Below are 17,046 nucleotides of genomic sequence, written 5' to 3' on the forward strand. Positions count from 1 at the left end.
CACGACGGACGTTCCGTCCGACGTGGTGGACCGCGGCGACACTGAGTTGCCTGCCCTGCCGGAGCATTGAGCAGGCCATTCAGCGCCGCTTAGCATTGCCGTCCAAACCGGCCTGTTCGGCAATCCGTTCGCTGATGCTGCGGCGTCGACAAAGGCACCGGCCGACATCGCACGGTTCGAATCGAACAGCGCAAAGCATTAAATAAGTTCCTTATTGCCTTGCCCGGACGCAATTATCATATATTTACGAACAAACGATTGCACATGAGGTGGTCGGTAGGAGGGGGTTGCGATGAAGCTGAGCAATGTGCTTCTCGCCGGACTGATCGGGGTTTCCGCGACGACGCCTGCCTTTGCGAAGGTGACGGCCACGCAGGCTGCCCGCGTCTTTCGCCTCGATGGCGACGGCATGACCTGTGCGCTCGGCGTCGACGACAAAGGGTATCTGCAGCCGCTCTACTGGGGACAACCCTCGCGGCGGGTGATCCGGGCCTCAAGACCATTTTTGCCGACGGCAATCGCGACCTCGTGCCCAAATACAAGTCGCACCGGGTGCAGGGCGAGACGCTGCTGGTCGACTTGGTCGATATCCGGCGGCCGCTCGGCGTTACGTTGCGCTACACGATCGATCCAGAAACCGGCGTGCTGGCACGGTCAGCATCGGTCCGCAACGGAGATCGGCGCGCCGTGCGCGTCGACCAGATCGCATCGGCGGTGTTCGCCCTGCCGGTCGGCGACGATTATCGGTTGCACTATCAGACCGGCTGCCATGCCGCAGAATGGACCGGGAAGGACGTGGCGATCACCCCCGGCGCCGACGCTGCTGGAAAGCCGACGCGGTTCGACCGGCCACGGTAACAATCCGTATTTCGCCATCGGTCGCGAAGGGGTCACCAGCGAGGACGCCGGGCCGGTATGGTACGGCGCGCTGGCATGGTCGGGATCGTTCCGGATCAGCGTGGGACAGGACAATCTGGGACGTGTCCGGGTCATGGGTGGCTACAACCCCTATGACTTTTCGTGGTCGTTGAAGCCCGGCGAGACGCTGGACACCCCTGTCTTCTACGCAGGCTATTCGGACGGCGGCATGGGAGGCGCTTCGCGCACCTTCCACCGCTTCCAGAACGCGAACATCCTGTCCGACGGCGAACGCGCCAAGCCGCGCCCGGTCGTCTACAACAGCTGGGAAGCTACCGCGTTCGACGTGACCAAGGCGGGACAGGAAGCGTTGGCGGAGAAGGCGGCGAGGATCGGTGTCGAACGTTTCGTGGTTGATGACGGCTGGTTCGGCGCGCGCAACAGCGACAAGGCGGGGTTGGGCGACTGGACCGTCAACCGCACCAAATTCCCCAATGGCCTGAAACCGCTGATCGACAAGGTGCATTCGCTCGGCATGGATTTCGGTCTGTGGGTCGAACCGGAAATGGTCAATGTCGACAGCGACCTGTACCGCGCCCACCCCGATTGGGTTCTGCATTATCCCGATCGTCCCCGGACCGAGGGCCGAAACCAACTGGTGCTCAATCTCGCGCGGACCGACGTGCGTGATCATCTGCTGGCGGTCCTCGACAAGCTGGTCGCGGAGAACGACATCGCCTTCCTGAAATGGGATTACAACCGCAACTGGACCGAAGCCGGATGGCCGGCGGTACCGGTGCAGGATCAGCAGCGCGTGTATGTCGAATATGTCCGCAACCTGTATCATATCCTGTCCGAACTGCGGCGGCGTCACCAGAAGCTGGAGATCGAGGGTTGCTCGGGCGGCGGCGGTCGTGTCGATCTGGGCATCCTCGGTTTCTCCGACGAAGTATGGCCGTCGGATAATACCGACCCGGCCGACCGGTTGATGATCCAGGACGGTTTTACCCAGGCCTATCCGGTGTCGGTGATGATGGCATGGGTGACCGACAGCCCGAGCTGGGCGAACACCCGCGCCACCTCGCTCGACTATCGCTTCCTGTCGTCGATGCAGGGCGGGCTCGGCATCGGGGCCAATCTCGACAAATGGCAGGCGGAGGATTTCACCACCGCCGCCAAATGGGTCGCCGCCTACAAGACCATCCGTCAAACCGTGCAGCGCGGGCAGCTCTATCGAATCGATCCGCCGACCAGGGACAACGCATCGTCCGCGACGATGTATGTCGAACAGGATCGGCGGCAGGGCGTGATGTTCCAGATGCTCCATTCGTCGATGTGGCGCGACAATCCGGTCGCCGAGCATCCGCAGGGGTTGGACCCGGCACAGACCTATACCGTCCGCATCCTAGGTGGCGGCAAGCTGCCCGAAGGTGTGCCGGCGCGGGCCAGCGGCGCCTACTGGATGGAGCGCGGTCTGCGCGCACCGCTCAAGGGTGACTTCGTGGGGTCCGCTTTCGTGTTCGACGCCGTGAAATAGTCGATAGAATCGAGGGGACAGAGTCCATTCAGAAGGCTCGCCCCTCCCCGACCACCATCCATTCTCAGGGGGGGATATCTATGCGTACGTCATTCAAGACCGTATTGCTCGCAGGCGGAATGCTGCTGGCCGGACCCGTGTTCGCGCAGGACGCCACGCAGCCGGAAGCGGGCGCGCCGCAGACCAGCCCTGCGGGCGCCGTGCAGGAACCGACCCCCGTTGCCGCACAGGTCGGCCCGGACACCCCCGAGGTTGCCGACGATATCGTCGTCACCGGCATCCGAAGCAGCCTCGCATCGTCGGCGCGGGTGAAGCGGGAATCGCAACAGATCATCGATACGATCTCTGCCGAGGATGTCGGCAAATTCCCCGATGCGAACATCGCGGAGTCGCTGCGACGGATCACCGGCGTCGCGATCGACCGGTCGGGCGGCGAAGGCCAGTTCATCACCGTTCGCGGGCTCGGGCCGGAATTCAACACCGTGCGGGTCAACGGCCGGGTGATGGCGACCGACAATCCGGTCGTGAATTCTCGTTCGACGTCCTGTCGTCGAACATGATCCAGCGCACCGACGTGTACAAGTCGAGCGTTCCCGAACTGCAGGAAGGCGGCATCCGCGCGACGGTCAACATCATCACCGCCCGGCCGCTCGATGGCCGCAGCGGCTTCCACCTCGCCGCGTCGGCCGGTGGCATCTACGACACGCTGCGCGAGAAGCTCAGCCCCGACCTGTCGGCGGTCACGTCGCTCACCAACGATGCCAAAACGATCGGCATCGTCCTGTCGGGATCGTACACCGACCGCCGCAGCCAACTGGACTATGTGCAGACCGATGGTTGGCTGTTCGGTCCGCAGAACGTCGTCAACGGCAACGCGAATTCGACCGGGCTGACCACCGCCGCGCTCGGCAATACCGGCGCGACGGTCAACGTTCCCCAGAATCTCGCCTTCGCACGTCAGGAGGACCGGCGTCGGCGGATCAATCTGGCCGGGGCGTTGCAGGCGAAGCTCCGCGACCAGCTGTTGCTGACCGTCAACGGGATCTTTTCAAAGTTCGATGTCTTCACCCACCGCAATATCTTCGCGAATTTCTATTCGTCGCCCCATATCGGGTTGCAGGTCGACGAGACCGGCACGGCGACCGGGTTCAACCGCCCCGGACAGTAGTTCCTTGCCGCCAATCCGTTGCTGTCACAGCGGGTGTCGCTGTCGCAGGACGACAATATCGTCAACAACAACGATCGCCGCACCGAAACCTATCCGGTCGGCCGCAACCTGAAATGGAACCCGGCGGACGATGTCGAGGTGCGGTTCGACGCGTCGACGTCGAAGGCGAAACAGCGTAACCCGATCCAGTTCGTCGTTGTCGGGTCGCTGGCACAGACCAGCCCGCGTTTCGACCTGAACAAGGGCGAGGATCTGCCGACCGCGTCCAACTTCGGCAACATCACCGATGCGTCGCTGATGCGGGCACATTATACCGGCGCGGAGAACAACCGGGTCAGCGATCGCAGTTCCGAATTCCACCTCGATACCGACTATCAGATTCAGAACAGCATCCTGAAGACGGTACGGATCGGCATGGCCTATTCGGACCGGACGAAGCAGCGGCGCTTCTTTTACAACTTCGACGGGGGTTGCGCCTATTGCGGCTACGACATTCCGATGGATACGTCGCTGCTATCGCCGTTCAAGCTCGACAACTTCCTGCCCGGCGTATCGGGCAGCCAGAACGTGCCGCAACAATTCTTCACCTATGATCCGAATGCGGTGATCGCGTTCTTGTCGAACCCGACGAACCTCGCCCGGGCGCGTCAGGGGCGGACGGCGGCTGAACAGGCTGCGGAGGCTGCACGGCTGCTGGCATTGCCCGGCGGTCCGTACGGGGTCCGCGAGAACCCCGGCAGCCAGCTGAACGTCAACGAACGGCTGCTCGCGACGTACATTGCCATGTCGTTCGGCGGCGATAACTGGAGCGGCAATGCCGGTGTCCGCGTCGTGCGAACCCAAACGGAGTCGCGCGGCTTCGCGCAGCCGGTCCTCGACATTACCAACACCCGCGGCGACGATACGCTGGTCTTCACCTATGGCGCGTCGACGCTGGTCTCGGTCGGCAACAGCTATGTCAACGCGCTGCCATCGGCCAACATCAAGTTCAATGTCACCGACAAGCTGATCACCCGCGCCGCCTTCTCCTAGACGATGACGCGGCCGACGCTGACCGACCTCGGGGTCGACAATTCGTTCGGCCGCCGCATTTCCGTACCGCAGTCGAGCGGCGGGAACCCGACGCTCGAACCGTTCAAGTCGACGAACTACGACATTTCGGTCGAATATTATCTGAATTCGATCAGTTATGTAAGCGCCGGCGCGTTCTACAAGAAGCTCGATAACTTCCTCGAACTCCAGACGCTGCCGATCCAGCGGTTCGGACGGACGTTCCAGGATACCCGGACACGTACCGGGCAGACCGGCTATATCCGCGGTATCGAAGTCGGGGGCCAGTACACGTTCGACTGGTTGCCGAGCGTGCTGTCGGGCTTCGGTGTCGCTGGCAACTATACCTATGTCGACAGCAAGGCCGAGCGTGACTCCGCGCTGGCCGATTACGACTGCGGCTATAACGGCCTGTCGCCACATTCGGCGAATGGCAGCGTGTTCTTCGAGAAATACGGCATCTCGGCGCGTACATCGTACAACTGGCGATCGGAATATCTCCGCGCGTGTCGTTCGGATCATGGTCGTCCGCGCAATCGTTCGGCCTATGGGCAGCTCGATTTCAACGTCGGCTATGACTTCACGCCGAACGTGCAGGTCTATGTGCAGGGGGTGAATGTCACCAACCAGCGGATCCACGAATGGTCGGCGATCAAGGATCGCTTCCTGCTGCTGCAGGAGACGGGCGCGCGGTATAATTTCGGCGCCCGGGTGAAGTTCTGACGAACGGACACCCGCCGGCCGTTCGTCGGCGGCTGGCGGGTGTCCCGATCGGTCGCCGCGTTACCGCGATCGGTCAGGCATAGGCGTAGGTGCCGCCCGCCTTCAGTGCTGCCTGATAGGCGGGACGCGCGTGGATGCGATCGAGCCAGGCGATGGTGCGGGGGCGGGAAGCGTCGAGGCCAGCGCGGCTGCGCGCGGCTTCGAGGGGGAAGCTCATCATGACGTCGGCGGCGGTCATCTCGTCGCCGGCGAACCATTCGTTCGCGGCGAGATGCGATTCGACATAGTCGAGATGGACGTCGATCATCGGCTGGATCTTCTTCTGCGCGGCCTTGCCCAGCAGCGGCACGCGGCCGAGCACCAGCTTTACCAGCAGCGGCGGCATCAGCGAGCCTTCGGCATAGTGAAGGAAGTGGCGATAATGGAGCGCGGCGCGGCGATGGGCGGGCGTGCCGAGACGGCCATCCGCCTTTTCGACCAGATATTCGACGATCGCGCCAGTTTCGGCGACGACCAGCGGACCGCCGCTGCTGCCGGCATTGCTGTCCTCGATCACCGGCGACTTGCCCAGCGGATGGATGCGGCGCAATTCGGGCGGTGCCAACATCGTCGCCTTGTCCCGCTCATAGCGCTTCACTTCATAGGGAAGCCGCAATTCCTCGAGCAGCCAGAGGACGCGTTGCGAGCGGGAATTTTCGAGGTGGTGGACGACGATCATCGGAACATCCCTGTGTGCGGTCAGCGGCTTGGCCGAACCAATGCCGCATGCCGACGTAGGTTGCACGATAGGGAAACGGGATCGGCGGAAGTTGGCGAAGGTTACACGAAACGAGCCATCGCAGGCCCCGTCCCGTTCAAGAAAAATCGTTTCATTGCAGTCGTTAAGCTACAACGCAAAGTGTATCGGGCGGCACGTTGGCCGCCCGATATTGGCACCGATTACAGGTCGTCGTCACCATCGTCGGCGTCGGGACCGGCCATCATCTCCTCCGCGACCTTTTCGGTGCGCTGGCGGATCGCGGCCTCCAGCTTGTCGCGCAGTTCGGGATGTTCGGTCAGGAAGTTCTTCGCGTTCTCACGCCCCTGCCCGATCCGCACGCTGTCATAGCTGAACCACGCGCCCGATTTCTCGACCAGACCCGCCTTCACACCCAGATCGAGGATCTCGCCGATCTTCGAAATGCCCTGCCCGTACATGATGTCGAATTCGACCTGCTTGAACGGCGGTGCGACCTTGTTCTTCACCACCTTCACGCGGGTGGTGTTGCCGATAATCTCGTCGCGATCCTTGATCTGCCCGGTGCGACGGATGTCGAGGCGGACCGACGCGTAGAATTTCAGCGCGTTGCCGCCGGTGGTCGTCTCCGGGTTGCCGTACATCACGCCGATCTTCATGCGCAGCTGGTTGATGAAGATCACCATGCAGCGCGAGCGGCTGATCGAGCCGGTCAGCTTGCGCAGCGACTGCGACATCAGACGCGCCTGCAGGCCGACATGACTGTCACCCATCTCGCCTTCGATTTCCGCACGCGGGACCAGCGCGGCGACCGAGTCCACCACCAGCACGTCGATCGCGTTCGAGCGGACCAGCGTATCGACAATTTCGAGCGCCTGTTCGCCGGTATCGGGCTGCGACACGATCAGTTCGTCGATGTTGACGCCCAGCTTCTTCGCATAGACCGGATCGAGCGCATGTTCGGCGTCGACAAAGGCAACGGTGCCACCGCCCTTCTGCGCCTCTGCCAGCACATGCAGCGCCAGCGTGGTTTTCCCCGAGCTTTCCGGGCCGTACACTTCGATCACGCGTCCGCGCGGCAGGCCGCCGACGCCGAGCGCGATGTCGAGGCCGAGCGAGCCGGTCGAGATCGCCTCGACCTGCATCGCTTCCTTCTGGCCCAGCTTCATCGCCGAACCCTTGCCGAACGCCCGATCGATCTGCGCCAGCGCGGCGTCGAGCGCCTTTTGCCGTTCGCCCGCCGCCTTGTCGTTTGCCGCCGCCATCTTGCTATCGACCGCCTTCAGATTTGCCGCCATGTCCAGCCTTTCGCGTAGAGCAACCGCGTCGAGGGTTCAACGCGTCTGTTGGATTTGCATGTATTCGTTTTGTTCCCGTTCCGCAATAGGGCGGTGTATCCTTTGCGGGTAGCGGATGACCGGATTTGAGAGAGAAAACGCTCGCTGACGCGAGCGTGCAAGCCTTCGGGCTCGCTTCGCCCCTCTCCCGACCTGCGCTAGCCAGCTTCGCTGGCAAGCTTCGGTATCCCTCTCCCCTTTCCAGGGGAGAGGGCTGGATCAACTGCCATGGCCGATCTGGCCATTGTCGGCGTCGAGGTCGCGCAGGTCGCGACCGCGGGTTTCGCGGCCGAACCACGCGACCAGCATGAGCGACAAGGCGGTCGGGACCATGACCATCAACGACGACGCCCCCATCGACAGTGCGATGCCGGCGATCGTCAGCCCCTGTGCGAGCAGGCCGCCGGCCTTGGTACAGGCGGCGACCCAGCCGGTCGCGCGGCCCCGGACGCGCATCGGGAAACTCTCGGCGGCATAGGGCAGGACGATGGCGATCATGCCGTTGGTGCCGACGATCAGCAGCGCGACCGGCAGAACCGGACTGCCGCTGCCCGCCAGTTCCAGCCGCAACACCAGCAACAGCCCGGCGAGGGTCAGCGCGATCATGACGGCGAGCGACCATTTCGTGCTCCACCGGCTGTAGAGAAAGGCGGCGAGGAAGACGGTGGGAAAGGCGATCAGCGCGCTTTCGGCGAGCAGGCGGCTCGACACGCCGACCGAATATCCCTTCGCGACCAGATCGGCGGGCAGCCACAGCAACAGGCCGAAATTGACGAGGCCCCAGGATAGCGCACAGATGCTCAGCGCGGCGAGCTTGCCGTAGAGCTTGACCCCGGTCAGCGCGGCCGCACGCGGGCCGGTAATCCGGACGGACGCGCGGGTGGCGGTCGCGCCGAAGCGGCGCATCACCGCCTCCGCCTCCTGCACCCGGCCGCGCGCCAGCAGGAACTTGGCGGATTCGGGGATCAGCGCGCCGAGCAGGACCAGCGTCAGCCCGGTCGGCAGGTTGGCCAGCCACAGGATACGCCAGCCGAAGATCGGTTGCAGGATCGCCGAAATACCGCTGGCGGCGAAATAGCCGCCAACCGCGCCCAGCCCGCCAACCAGCACGAGGCTCCAGCCGCGATGGCGGTTGGGCATCATTTCGGCAAGCAGCGCATAGGTGACCGGCAACATGCCGCCTGCCGCCGCGCCCATCATGAAACACATGGCGATGTTCCACGCGAGGCTGGGCATCGCCCCGCAGATCGAGGTGCCGACGAACATCACCGCCGACAACAGGATCGACGCCTTTCGCCCATAGACGTCGGCGATCCAGCCCCACAGCACCGATCCGGTGACGGTGCCGGCGAGCGCGAAGAACGGCACCAGCGACACGGTGCGTTTGGGAACGCCATATTCGGAAATCATGCCGGGCACGGTGAAGCCCAGCGAGGCGGGCTTCATCACGTCGATGACGAGCGCCACGACCAGGACCGCCATCAGGCCCCAATGGGCGGGGCTCAATGCGGCATCCTCGGGCGCGGCGACGACGATGTCGGCAGCCGCGGCGCGCTGGGCGGCGAGGTTGCGCGGGAGCAGGCCATAGGCGGCGACCAGCGTGCCGAGCACGATCAGCACCATGCCACCGATCATCATGCCGTCCATCGGCATACCTGCCAGATGATAGCCCATCGACCGCGCCATCGCGAACATCGGCAGATGCGCGACGACCCCGATCGTCACCGCGACGCAGCCGAGCGCGAACGCCCAGACGGCCTGCCGGTCGGACAATGTACTGTTGATCGAACCCATCGCCTGTCACTCCCCGATGCCGGGGTAGCGGGTGGCGGTCCTGCCGAGAAGGCGGAATTATCGGAGTGGCGGCATCCGGATCAACCGGTCGTGGTTTGCTGCGCCGTGCGGCGTTTGTGGATGTCGCTCAAAGCCTCGGTCTCGGTAAGGTCGACGATGTGGGTGGTGAGCGTGCCCATGCGTCGCTGGATCCGTGTTCCAATGGGCGTGCCGATGGTCGCGCGCACCGTGAAGCGGTCGATGCGATACAGGCCGGGATGGTCGGCGGTGACGCTGAGCGGCACATAGCGACGGTCGGCGACCTGCTTGACGATGCCCGAACGCCATTGGCCGAGACCGGCGTCGCGCAGCACCTCCACGCCCGCGGTACGGCCATCGGGGCGTATCCAGTATCCGACATCGGCAAAGCGGATTTCCGAATCGTGCCACTGGTCCTGATTGCTGGCGAAATTGATGTCGAATACCGGTTCGGAAAAGAGCAGCCGCGGTTGTTCGTCGACCGACTGACGCAACCTGGCAGCCAGCGCGTCGATCGCGCCGTCATCGCCCCTGGTTACGGCGATACGGGCGTCGAGCATCGCGCGCAGGTCGGCCAGCCGCCGGTCATCCGGCCCGGCCAGCGCCACGGCGTCGTCGGCGAGGCGGCGTGCCGTCCGGTAATCGCCGCGTGCCGTGGCCACCAACGCGCGGCGGAAAACGGCACCGGCCGCCATCGCCGGGTGACCGGCGGCAAGCGCCAGCCGCTGGACCATGCGATACGCGTCGTCGGCCGCGTGGCTCTGTCCGATGCCCAGCATCGTGTCGCCGAAGGTCAGCTGCTCGGTCAGGGTCGCGAGGTTGGCAGTACCGAGATGGCGACGCAGGATCAGCAGGTTGTTGCGCGCCGACGCGGTCCATAGTTCGCGGTCGCCCTCATGCTCGGCGACGGTCGCCAGCGTCGCATACAGGCTGGAGACCGGACCGGGCAGCTGCACGGCATGGTCGCGATTGCGCCGGATCGCCGCCTGCAACGTCTTGCGCGCGACGCCGTAGCGGCCGCCGGCAAATTGTTCGACCGACGCCTGGAGCGATGCCTCCACTTCCTCGGCGGGCGAGCAGCTGCGCGCGAGGCAGGCAGCGAGCGCGTCTTCGGCACGGTGGCCGACGACGACGATCTCGTCGGGGGCTGCCGCCGGAGGCTGGGCGATCTGGGCGAGCAGGAGCAGGGCCAATCCGGACATGACCGCAGGCTCGTTCCGGCCCCGCTGCTTGTCAAGCGGCGGTATACGAAATCAGTACGGCTTTCGATCCTGTTGCAACACTGTCATCGCCCTGCGGGCGACCAGTGGAGTCCGTTTGAAAACGCTCGGCTGTGCGTTTCGAACAGCTAGCCGAGGTCGTTCAGCGCCTTTTCGACGGCGTCCATCGTGAACGGTTTCGAGAGGACCGGACGATCGCGGTGCACGGGCTCGATCATGTCGCCCGACCCGCCGGTCGCCAGCACGAACGGGATGCCCGCCGCCGCCAGCCTGTCCGCGACCGGCCAGCTTTTTTCCCCGGCGCGCAAATGCACGTCGAGGATCACCGCATCGATACCGCCGCGATCGACGGCCGCCAGCGCCGACCCGACATTGTCGGCGGTACCGGTGACGGTTCGACCGAGCAGGTCGAGGAAATCCTCGAGCATCATGGCGATCAGGGGTTCATCCTCGACGACGAGGATACGCGCGGGCGAAGTCATACGACGCGGTCCTTAGCGGTCAAAGCGGGAACACCGCAACATGATTCCACGTCCCGTCAGCTATTTGACAACGCATCGCGCGCCGCCGTGGCAAGTTGCTGAACGGAAAACGGCTTCGGTAGAAACGAAACTTGATCCAGATCAATCGATCGGCGCAATTGCTCTTCGGCGTAGCCCGACATGAACAGGATCGGCAAGGTGGGATAGACTTTGCGTACGTGGCCGACCATCGTCGGGCCGTCCATCGTCGGCATGACCACGTCGGAGATGAGCAGATCGATGTGCGGCCGGTCGGCGAGCAGTTCGAGTGCCACCTCGCCATTTTCGGCGGTCATCACGGTATAGCCCTGTCGGGTGAGCGCGCGTTCGGCGATGGCGCGGACCATGTCCTCGTCCTCGACCAGCAGGATCGTGCCCGATCCCCATGCCGGCACGGTTGGTTCGGTCTTGAGCTTCGGATTGGTGCCGAGGCGCGGCGGTTCGGCGGCGGCGGCATGAACCGGCAGGTGGATGACGAAGGTCGCGCCGCGCCCGGCACGCGATTCGGCAAAGATATAGCCGCCCGACTGTTTGATGATGCCATAGACGGTCGACAGGCCGAGGCCGGTCCCCTTGCCCACTTCCTTGGTGGTGAAGAAGGGTTCGAAGATCTTCGACAGGATGTCGGGCGGGATGCCGGTGCCGGTGTCGGACACCTTCATCGTCACATAATCGCCGATCGGCAGGACGTCGTCGTCCATCGCGCGGACTTCCTGCGCGCTGGTCGCCAGCGTTTCGATGGTCAGCACGTTGCGGCTACCGCCCTGCGACAGCATCGCGTCGCGGGCATTGACCGCAAGGTTGACGACGACCTGTTCGAGCTGCCCCGGATCGGCGCGCACCGACCCGAGACCGCGACCGTGGTTGACGACCAGTTGCACCGTCTCCCCCAGCAGCCGCTTGAGCAGGTTCGAGACTTCGGAAATGACGTCGGGCAGCTGCAATACCTGCGGGCGCAGCGTCTGCTGGCGCGAGAAGGCGAGCAGCTGGCGCGTCAGGCTGGCCGCGCGGTTCGAATTGGCGCGGATCTGCTGGATATCGTCATAATCGCTGTCGCCGGGCGAATGGCGCATCAGCATCAGGTCGCAATGCCCGATGATCGCGGTCAGGATGTTGTTGAAATCATGCGCGACGCCGCCGGCGAGCTGGCCGACCGCCTGCATCTTGGTCGCCTGCGCCACCTGCCGCTTCAGCTTGCCCTCCTCGCCCGTATCGCGCAGTGACAGGACGACGGCCGCCTCGCCAAGGCCGCGCGCACCGGCGATGGTCAGCGCGATCGGTTCGTCGGAACGATCGGCCAGCCGTACCGCCATGTCGGCATTGTGCTGCGCACCACCGGCGAACCGGCGGACGGCATCGGCCAGCGCCGCCTTGTCCTCGCGCACCACCAGATCGCCCGGATAGAGCGGCGGCGCGACCGGATTGACGCCGGTCGCGCGGATGAAGGCGTCGTTCATGTGCAGGAAGCGCCCGTCGCGATCGACCAGCGCCATGCCGACCGGCAGCAGCGACACGAGCGCGCGCACCTGCCCCGCCGATCCCGGCGCGGCGATCGGCATCAGCCCGACCGGCGCCTCTTCCTCGTCGAGCAACGCCACCAGCATCGGCCCGGCGGGATCGTCGGTGATCGGGACCTGCACGATGCGCAGCGGATCGCCGCCCAGCCCCTCGCGTTCGAAGCGCACCCGACCGCGATGGTCGGTGACTAGGAACCGCGCGAAATCGCGGCCTTCGATCGCAGCTTCCTCATTGCCCACGGCGCGGGCGCGGAACACGCGGTTGGCGGCGCGGATACGGCCATCGGGGCTTAGCAACGCAAGCATCACCCCGGCGACGCCCAGCCGGTCACCGGCGGTGCCGGCGATCATGGTGCGCATCGTCATCGCCTCGGCAATGACCTGCCCGCCTTCGAACTGCCAGACGAGCATGTTGTCGCCGGCGCGGCTGATGGTCACGTTGAGCGGGGCATCGCCCTGTCGCACCATGGCCCGCGCCTCGCCATCGCGCCATGCCGACCGGGCGGCCCCAGCCAGCGTGTTGGCATCGACCCCGTCGCCCAGCACGCCCGGCGGCGTCGGATATCCGCCGAACATCGTCGCGAACCTGTCATTAGCGCTGACCAGCCGCCCGGCGCGGTCGGTCACCGCCAGCGCGAGCGGACAGGTGGCGGCGATCGCCTGAACCAACGACCAGTCGACGCTCGGCTCGACGGGTTCGCGGGTGTCGGTCCAGTGCAGCACCGCCTGCGCCACGCCGGCCAGCACCACCGCAGCCGCAGCGAAGCCGGCCGCTACGGCCACGCTGCCGATCATCCACAGGACGATGGCACCCGCAACGACCCCGGCGGCAAGCGCGGTGATCAGCGGCAGGACCGGCGACGGGCCAGCGGAAAATTTCGGCAGCATGATTAGGCTGTTGGGGTGGTTGGCCCCCGCACGTCAAGCGTTGTGCGGGTGACAGGGTGTGGCGCGCCGGCCGGATGGCGGCAAACGGAATGTTTGCTAGTGGAAATTCGCGTTCGTCGCAGTTCGGCCCCTCTCCCCTGGATCGGGGAGAGGGATACCGGAGCTTGTCAGCTTGGCTGGCTAGCGCAGGTTGAAGCGGGGCGAGCCTTGCGGCTCGCGCGCTCGCTCAGGCGAGCGGATCCCCTCTCCCAGCTTCACCAGGCCTTTGCTCGCGCAAAGACCAAGTCTGCGCATCCCTCTCCCCTGACGGGGAGAGGAAGCGGGCTTACCAGATGCGGACGCGCTGTTCGGGAGGGAGGAACAGATATTCGCCCGCCGCCGGCTTGTAGCCCGAATACCACGGGTCGAGATTGCGGACGACCCATGCGCGCTGTTCGGACGGGCTGTGCGGATCGGTCAGCAACCGCTGGCGCAGATTCGCCTCGCGGTAGCTGCGCCGCCACACCTGCGCCCAGCCGAGATAGAAACGCTGTTCGGGGGTGAAGCCGTCAATCGCCTTCTGCTCGCCCGGATAGGCATGGGTATAGGCATCCCATGCCGCGGTCAGCCCGGCCAGATCGGCAATATTCTCGCCCAGCGTCAACTCGCCCTTCACATGCATACCGGGCAGCGGTTCATAGGCGTCGTATTGCTTGACCAGCGCGGCGGTGCGCTCGTCGAACCGCTTCACGTCCTCGGCGGTCCACCAGTCGGTCAGGCTGCCGTTGACGTCGTATTTGCGACCCTGATCGTCGAAATGGTGGCTGATCTCGTGCCCGATCACCGCGCCGATCGCGCCGTAATTGACCGCCGGATCGGCGTTCGGGTCGAAGAAGGGCGGCTGCAGGATCGCGGCGGGGAACACGATCTCGTTCATGACCGGGTTCGCGTACGCGTTGACGGTCATCGGCGTCATGAACCATTCCCATTTCTGGATCGGTTTGCCGAGATGCTGGACGTTGTAGCGCTGCTGCCACTGGTTCGCGCGGACCATGTTGCCCAACGCATCGCCCGGCGTGATCGTCAGGTCGCTCATGTCGCGCCACTGGTCGGGATAGCCGATCTTCGGCGTGAACGCGGCCAGCTTGGCCCGTGCCTTCGCCTTGGTCTCGGGCGCCATCCAGTCGAGATTGTCGATCCGGCGGCCCATCGCCTCGGTCACGTTGCGGACCAGTTCGTCCGCCGCCGCCTTGGTCGCGGGCGGGAAGAACTTCGCGACATAGGCCTTGCTGACATCGTCGGCTACCGCGTCCGACGTGAAATCGACCGCGCGCTTCCAACGTTCCTCCTGCTGCGGCGTGCCCGACAGGACGGTGCCGTAGAAGGCAAAATTCTCGGCATCGAACGCCTTGGGCAGCACGCTCGAGAAATTGTCGAGCGAGCGGAGCAGCAACTGGTCCTTCAGCACCGCGATCGGTGCCGCCCCGATCACCTTCGCCATGCCGGTGAAGGCGGTCGGCTGGGCAACGATCACATCGGGCGTGTTCGCGCCGAGATCACGAAAATAGGTCGCGAAGTCGAAGCCGGGCGCCCGCCGCTGCAGGTCGGCGACCGTCATTTTGTTATAGGTCTTGTTCGCGTCGCGGCTTTCGATCCGGGTCCAGTGCGCGCGGGCGATCTTCGTTTCGAAATCGACGACCGCCCTCGCACGGGCGGCGGCATTCGGCTCGCCGGCCAGCGTCAGCACCTTGGCGAGATGGGCCTCATAGGCCTTGCGCGTTTCGACCAGCTTCGCGTCGGTCGACAGATAATAATCGCGGTCGGGCAGACCGATACCGCCCTGCGCGGTCTGCAGCGCATAGACCTGAGGCTGCTTGTCGTCGGGACCGACATAGGCACCGAACGGCCCACCGACGCCGGTCTGCGATGCCTTCGCCGCCAGCGCGGCATAGCCGGCCTTGGACGACAGGCCCTTGATCTCGGTCAGCCACGGCTGGATCGGGGCCAGCCCCTTCGCCTCGATCGCGTCGCTGTCGAGGAAGGTCGCATAGGCGACCCCGATCTTGGAGTTGGGATCGCCCTTCGCGGCATCGAGCAGCTCGCGGGTCCGCGTCTTCGACAGGTCGTCCAGCGCGGTGAACATGCCGTAGCTCGACTTGTCGGCGGGGATCGGCGTGATCTTTTCCCACGTGCCATTCGAGTATTTGTAGAAATTGTCGCCCGGCTTCACCGCGCGGTCCATGCCGGTGACGTCGAAGCCGAAGTCGCCGATCTCGGGCTTAGGTGCCGGCGCGGGCTCGGCCATGGCGGTCGCGGGGGTCGGCGTGGCCGTCTCGACGGGCGGCGTGGTCGCGCAGGCCGACAAAGCGGAAGCCGCGAGCAAGGTGGTCAGGACGAAACTACGCCGCATCGGGAAAGCCTCTTCGTATCGGGTGATACGGTCATGCTGCACCCCGGCATATCGATCGTCAATATCTGGTTTGACCCAAAAGGCCCTCTCGCGTCCTTTCCTTCTCCGTTTGCTTCGAGCGCAGGTTCGAGCTTGTCGAGAACCGTAGTCGAGAGGGGGTTGCCCCAAACACAGGGTTCTCGACGGACGCTTCTCGACAAGCTCGAAGCTGCTCGAACCGAACGGAGATGCTATAGGGAAGCCCGCGCTCCATGCCCCCGCCGCTTCCACTTGGCGGCGATCCACCATCGCCAGCCGAGCGCCGCGATCGCATAGCCGAGCACCGCGCCGATGACCGAACAGACGACCATGCCGAGCGCGGTCGCCGGGCCGACCTCCGCCACCAGCCATTCGAGCCAGCCCGGCGGCGTGGCGACGGCGTCGCCGATCGGCCGCCCCGGCACGACGCGGTCGAGGTGGAGCAGCCATGCCCCGACCTTGTAATAGAGGATAAACAACAGCGGCGTGGTGATCGGGTTGGTGAAGAAGGTGGTCAGCGCCGCCGCGGGCACGTTGGCGCGCAGCGGCAGCGCCAGGACCGCCGAGGCAGGAATCTGGCCCAGCGGGATCAGGATGCCGGTAAACATGCCGAGCGCAACGCCGCGCGGGACCGAGCGGCGGGTGAAGCGCCACAATTCGGGCGCGAGGACACGGTGTGCGACCGGCCGCAGGAAGCGGTTGGCCTCGATCGATTCGCGCGTCGGCAGGTTCGCGCGGACCCAGCGCAACGCACGGCTGCCCAGCCCCCGGTCCTCACCAGCGGGATCAGCCACGGTCGCGGAGCAACCTTCCCTGTTCACGCTTCCAGTCCCGCTCCTTGATGTGCTCGCGCTTGTCGTGGGTCTTGCGCCCCTTGGCCAGTGCCAGTTCGACCTTCGCCCGCCCCTTGCCGTTGAAATACACCGATAGCGCGATCAGCGTCATGCCGTCGCGCGCCACCGCGCCGTGCATCTTGTTTATCTCACGCTCGTGAAGCAGCAGTTTACGCGGGCGACGCGGTTCGTGATTGAAGCGGTTGCCGTGGCTGAATTCGGGGACGTTCGAATTGATCAGCCACACCTGTCCATCGCGGACATCGGCATAGCTTTCGGCAATCGATCCCTCGCCGAAGCGCAGCGCCTTCACCTCGGTACCGGTCAGCGCGATGCCGGCCTCGTACACGGTGTCGATCTCGTAATCGAACCGCGCACGGCGGTTTTCGGCAACGGTCTTTTTCTTGTCGAACAGCTGGGGACGCGGACGGCTCATGCG

15 protein-coding genes are annotated in these 17,046 nt (G+C 64.9%); 6 read left to right on the top strand and 9 right to left on the bottom strand.

Annotated elements, in window-relative coordinates; genetic code table 11:
• Positions 1-528: 528 nt before the first annotated feature.
• The 6 genes from ASE90_RS20850 (at position 529) to ASE90_RS10535 (ending at position 5,336) form a co-directional block, all read left to right on the top strand.
• Positions 529-858 carry a glycoside hydrolase family 36 N-terminal domain-containing protein gene (locus tag ASE90_RS20850; protein WP_268795009.1) on the top strand — a complete coding sequence of 110 codons (330 nt, stop codon included), beginning with the start codon at positions 529-531 and terminating at the stop codon, positions 856-858.
• Entirely contained in the window at positions 770-2,395 is a 1,626-nt protein-coding gene (locus ASE90_RS10515) for an alpha-galactosidase (RefSeq protein ID WP_268795010.1), read from the top strand. Before ASE90_RS20850 ends, ASE90_RS10515 begins: the two co-directional genes overlap by 89 nt.
• A gap of 80 nt (positions 2,396-2,475) precedes the next feature.
• Positions 2,476-2,955 carry a TonB-dependent receptor plug domain-containing protein gene (locus ASE90_RS10520; RefSeq protein ID WP_082449718.1) on the top strand — a complete coding sequence of 160 codons (480 nt, stop codon included), beginning with the start codon at positions 2,476-2,478 and terminating at the stop codon, positions 2,953-2,955.
• Entirely contained in the window at positions 2,952-3,563 is a 612-nt protein-coding gene (locus tag ASE90_RS10525; RefSeq protein WP_055999848.1) for a hypothetical protein, read from the top strand. Before ASE90_RS10520 ends, ASE90_RS10525 begins: the two co-directional genes overlap by 4 nt.
• 18 nt (positions 3,564-3,581) lie before the next feature.
• The gene (locus tag ASE90_RS10530) at positions 3,582-4,595 is read left to right on the top strand and encodes a hypothetical protein (RefSeq protein WP_156361528.1); all 1,014 of its coding nucleotides are present in this window, start codon (positions 3,582-3,584) and stop codon (positions 4,593-4,595) included.
• A 3-nt stretch (positions 4,596-4,598) separates the two neighbouring features.
• Positions 4,599-5,336: a TonB-dependent receptor domain-containing protein gene (locus ASE90_RS10535; protein ID WP_055999854.1), complete on the top strand. Its 738-nt coding sequence runs from the start codon at positions 4,599-4,601 to the stop codon at positions 5,334-5,336.
• Positions 5,337-5,409: 73 nt separating this feature from the next.
• On the opposite strand, the gene ASE90_RS10540 is transcribed toward ASE90_RS10535, so the two are convergent.
• The 9 genes from ASE90_RS10540 to smpB form a co-directional block, all read right to left on the bottom strand.
• On the bottom strand, positions 5,410-6,054 hold the full coding sequence (locus tag ASE90_RS10540; protein WP_055999857.1) for a glutathione S-transferase family protein: 645 nt from the start codon (positions 6,052-6,054) through the stop codon (positions 5,410-5,412).
• Between the two features lie 221 nt (positions 6,055-6,275).
• Positions 6,276-7,370: a recombinase RecA gene (gene recA / locus ASE90_RS10545; protein ID WP_200910860.1), complete on the bottom strand. Its 1,095-nt coding sequence runs from the start codon at positions 7,368-7,370 to the stop codon at positions 6,276-6,278.
• Positions 7,371-7,628: 258 nt separating this feature from the next.
• The gene (locus tag ASE90_RS10550; protein WP_055999860.1) at positions 7,629-9,203 is read right to left on the bottom strand and encodes an MFS transporter; all 1,575 of its coding nucleotides are present in this window, start codon (positions 9,201-9,203) and stop codon (positions 7,629-7,631) included.
• 80 nt (positions 9,204-9,283) lie between these two features.
• Positions 9,284-10,423: a hypothetical protein gene (locus ASE90_RS10555; RefSeq protein WP_055999862.1), complete on the bottom strand. Its 1,140-nt coding sequence runs from the start codon at positions 10,421-10,423 to the stop codon at positions 9,284-9,286.
• Between the two features lie 146 nt (positions 10,424-10,569).
• The gene (locus ASE90_RS10560) at positions 10,570-10,923 is read right to left on the bottom strand and encodes a response regulator (protein WP_055999865.1); all 354 of its coding nucleotides are present in this window, start codon (positions 10,921-10,923) and stop codon (positions 10,570-10,572) included.
• 56 nt (positions 10,924-10,979) lie between these two features.
• Entirely contained in the window at positions 10,980-13,367 is a 2,388-nt protein-coding gene (locus ASE90_RS10565) for a response regulator (RefSeq protein ID WP_055999868.1), read from the bottom strand.
• 325 nt (positions 13,368-13,692) lie between these two features.
• Positions 13,693-15,756, bottom strand: a complete 2,064-nt coding sequence (locus ASE90_RS10570) for a M13 family metallopeptidase (RefSeq protein WP_055999871.1) — start codon at positions 15,754-15,756, stop codon at positions 13,693-13,695.
• 230 nt (positions 15,757-15,986) lie between these two features.
• Positions 15,987-16,568, bottom strand: coding sequence for a DUF2062 domain-containing protein (locus ASE90_RS10575; protein WP_082449719.1), 582 nt, complete (start codon positions 16,566-16,568; stop codon positions 15,987-15,989).
• Positions 16,561-17,043, bottom strand: coding sequence for an SsrA-binding protein SmpB (smpB, locus tag ASE90_RS10580; RefSeq protein ID WP_055759935.1), 483 nt, complete (start codon positions 17,041-17,043; stop codon positions 16,561-16,563). The genes ASE90_RS10575 and smpB overlap by 8 nt, the downstream gene beginning before the upstream one ends.
• Positions 17,044-17,046 lie beyond the last annotated feature (3 nt).

This window comes from Sphingomonas sp. Leaf67 (genome assembly GCF_001421965.1).
Lineage (GTDB): Bacteria > Pseudomonadota > Alphaproteobacteria > Sphingomonadales > Sphingomonadaceae > Sphingomonas.

What these genes read in the sequence shown, in the direction of transcription:
- ASE90_RS10570 (WP_055999871.1), bottom strand. Translation starts at nt 15,756, where the DNA reads ATGCGGCGTAGTTTCGTCCTGACCACCTTGCTCGCGGCTTCCGCTTTG.
- ASE90_RS10555 (WP_055999862.1), bottom strand. Translation starts at nt 10,423, where the DNA reads ATGTCCGGATTGGCCCTGCTCCTGCTCGCCCAGATCGCCCAGCCTCCG.
- ASE90_RS10535 (WP_055999854.1), top strand. Translation starts at nt 4,599, where the DNA reads ATGACGCGGCCGACGCTGACCGACCTCGGGGTCGACAATTCGTTCGGC.
- ASE90_RS10565 (WP_055999868.1), bottom strand. Translation starts at nt 13,367, where the DNA reads ATGCTGCCGAAATTTTCCGCTGGCCCGTCGCCGGTCCTGCCGCTGATC.
- ASE90_RS10520 (WP_082449718.1), top strand. Translation starts at nt 2,476, where the DNA reads ATGCGTACGTCATTCAAGACCGTATTGCTCGCAGGCGGAATGCTGCTG.
- ASE90_RS10540 (WP_055999857.1), bottom strand. Translation starts at nt 6,054, where the DNA reads ATGATCGTCGTCCACCACCTCGAAAATTCCCGCTCGCAACGCGTCCTC.
- ASE90_RS10550 (WP_055999860.1), bottom strand. Translation starts at nt 9,203, where the DNA reads ATGGGTTCGATCAACAGTACATTGTCCGACCGGCAGGCCGTCTGGGCG.
- smpB (WP_055759935.1), bottom strand. Translation starts at nt 17,043, where the DNA reads ATGAGCCGTCCGCGTCCCCAGCTGTTCGACAAGAAAAAGACCGTTGCC.
- ASE90_RS10515 (WP_268795010.1), top strand. Translation starts at nt 770, where the DNA reads ATGCCGCAGAATGGACCGGGAAGGACGTGGCGATCACCCCCGGCGCCG.
- ASE90_RS10525 (WP_055999848.1), top strand. Translation starts at nt 2,952, where the DNA reads ATGATCCAGCGCACCGACGTGTACAAGTCGAGCGTTCCCGAACTGCAG.
- recA (WP_200910860.1), bottom strand. Translation starts at nt 7,370, where the DNA reads ATGGCGGCAAATCTGAAGGCGGTCGATAGCAAGATGGCGGCGGCAAAC.
- ASE90_RS10560 (WP_055999865.1), bottom strand. Translation starts at nt 10,923, where the DNA reads ATGACTTCGCCCGCGCGTATCCTCGTCGTCGAGGATGAACCCCTGATC.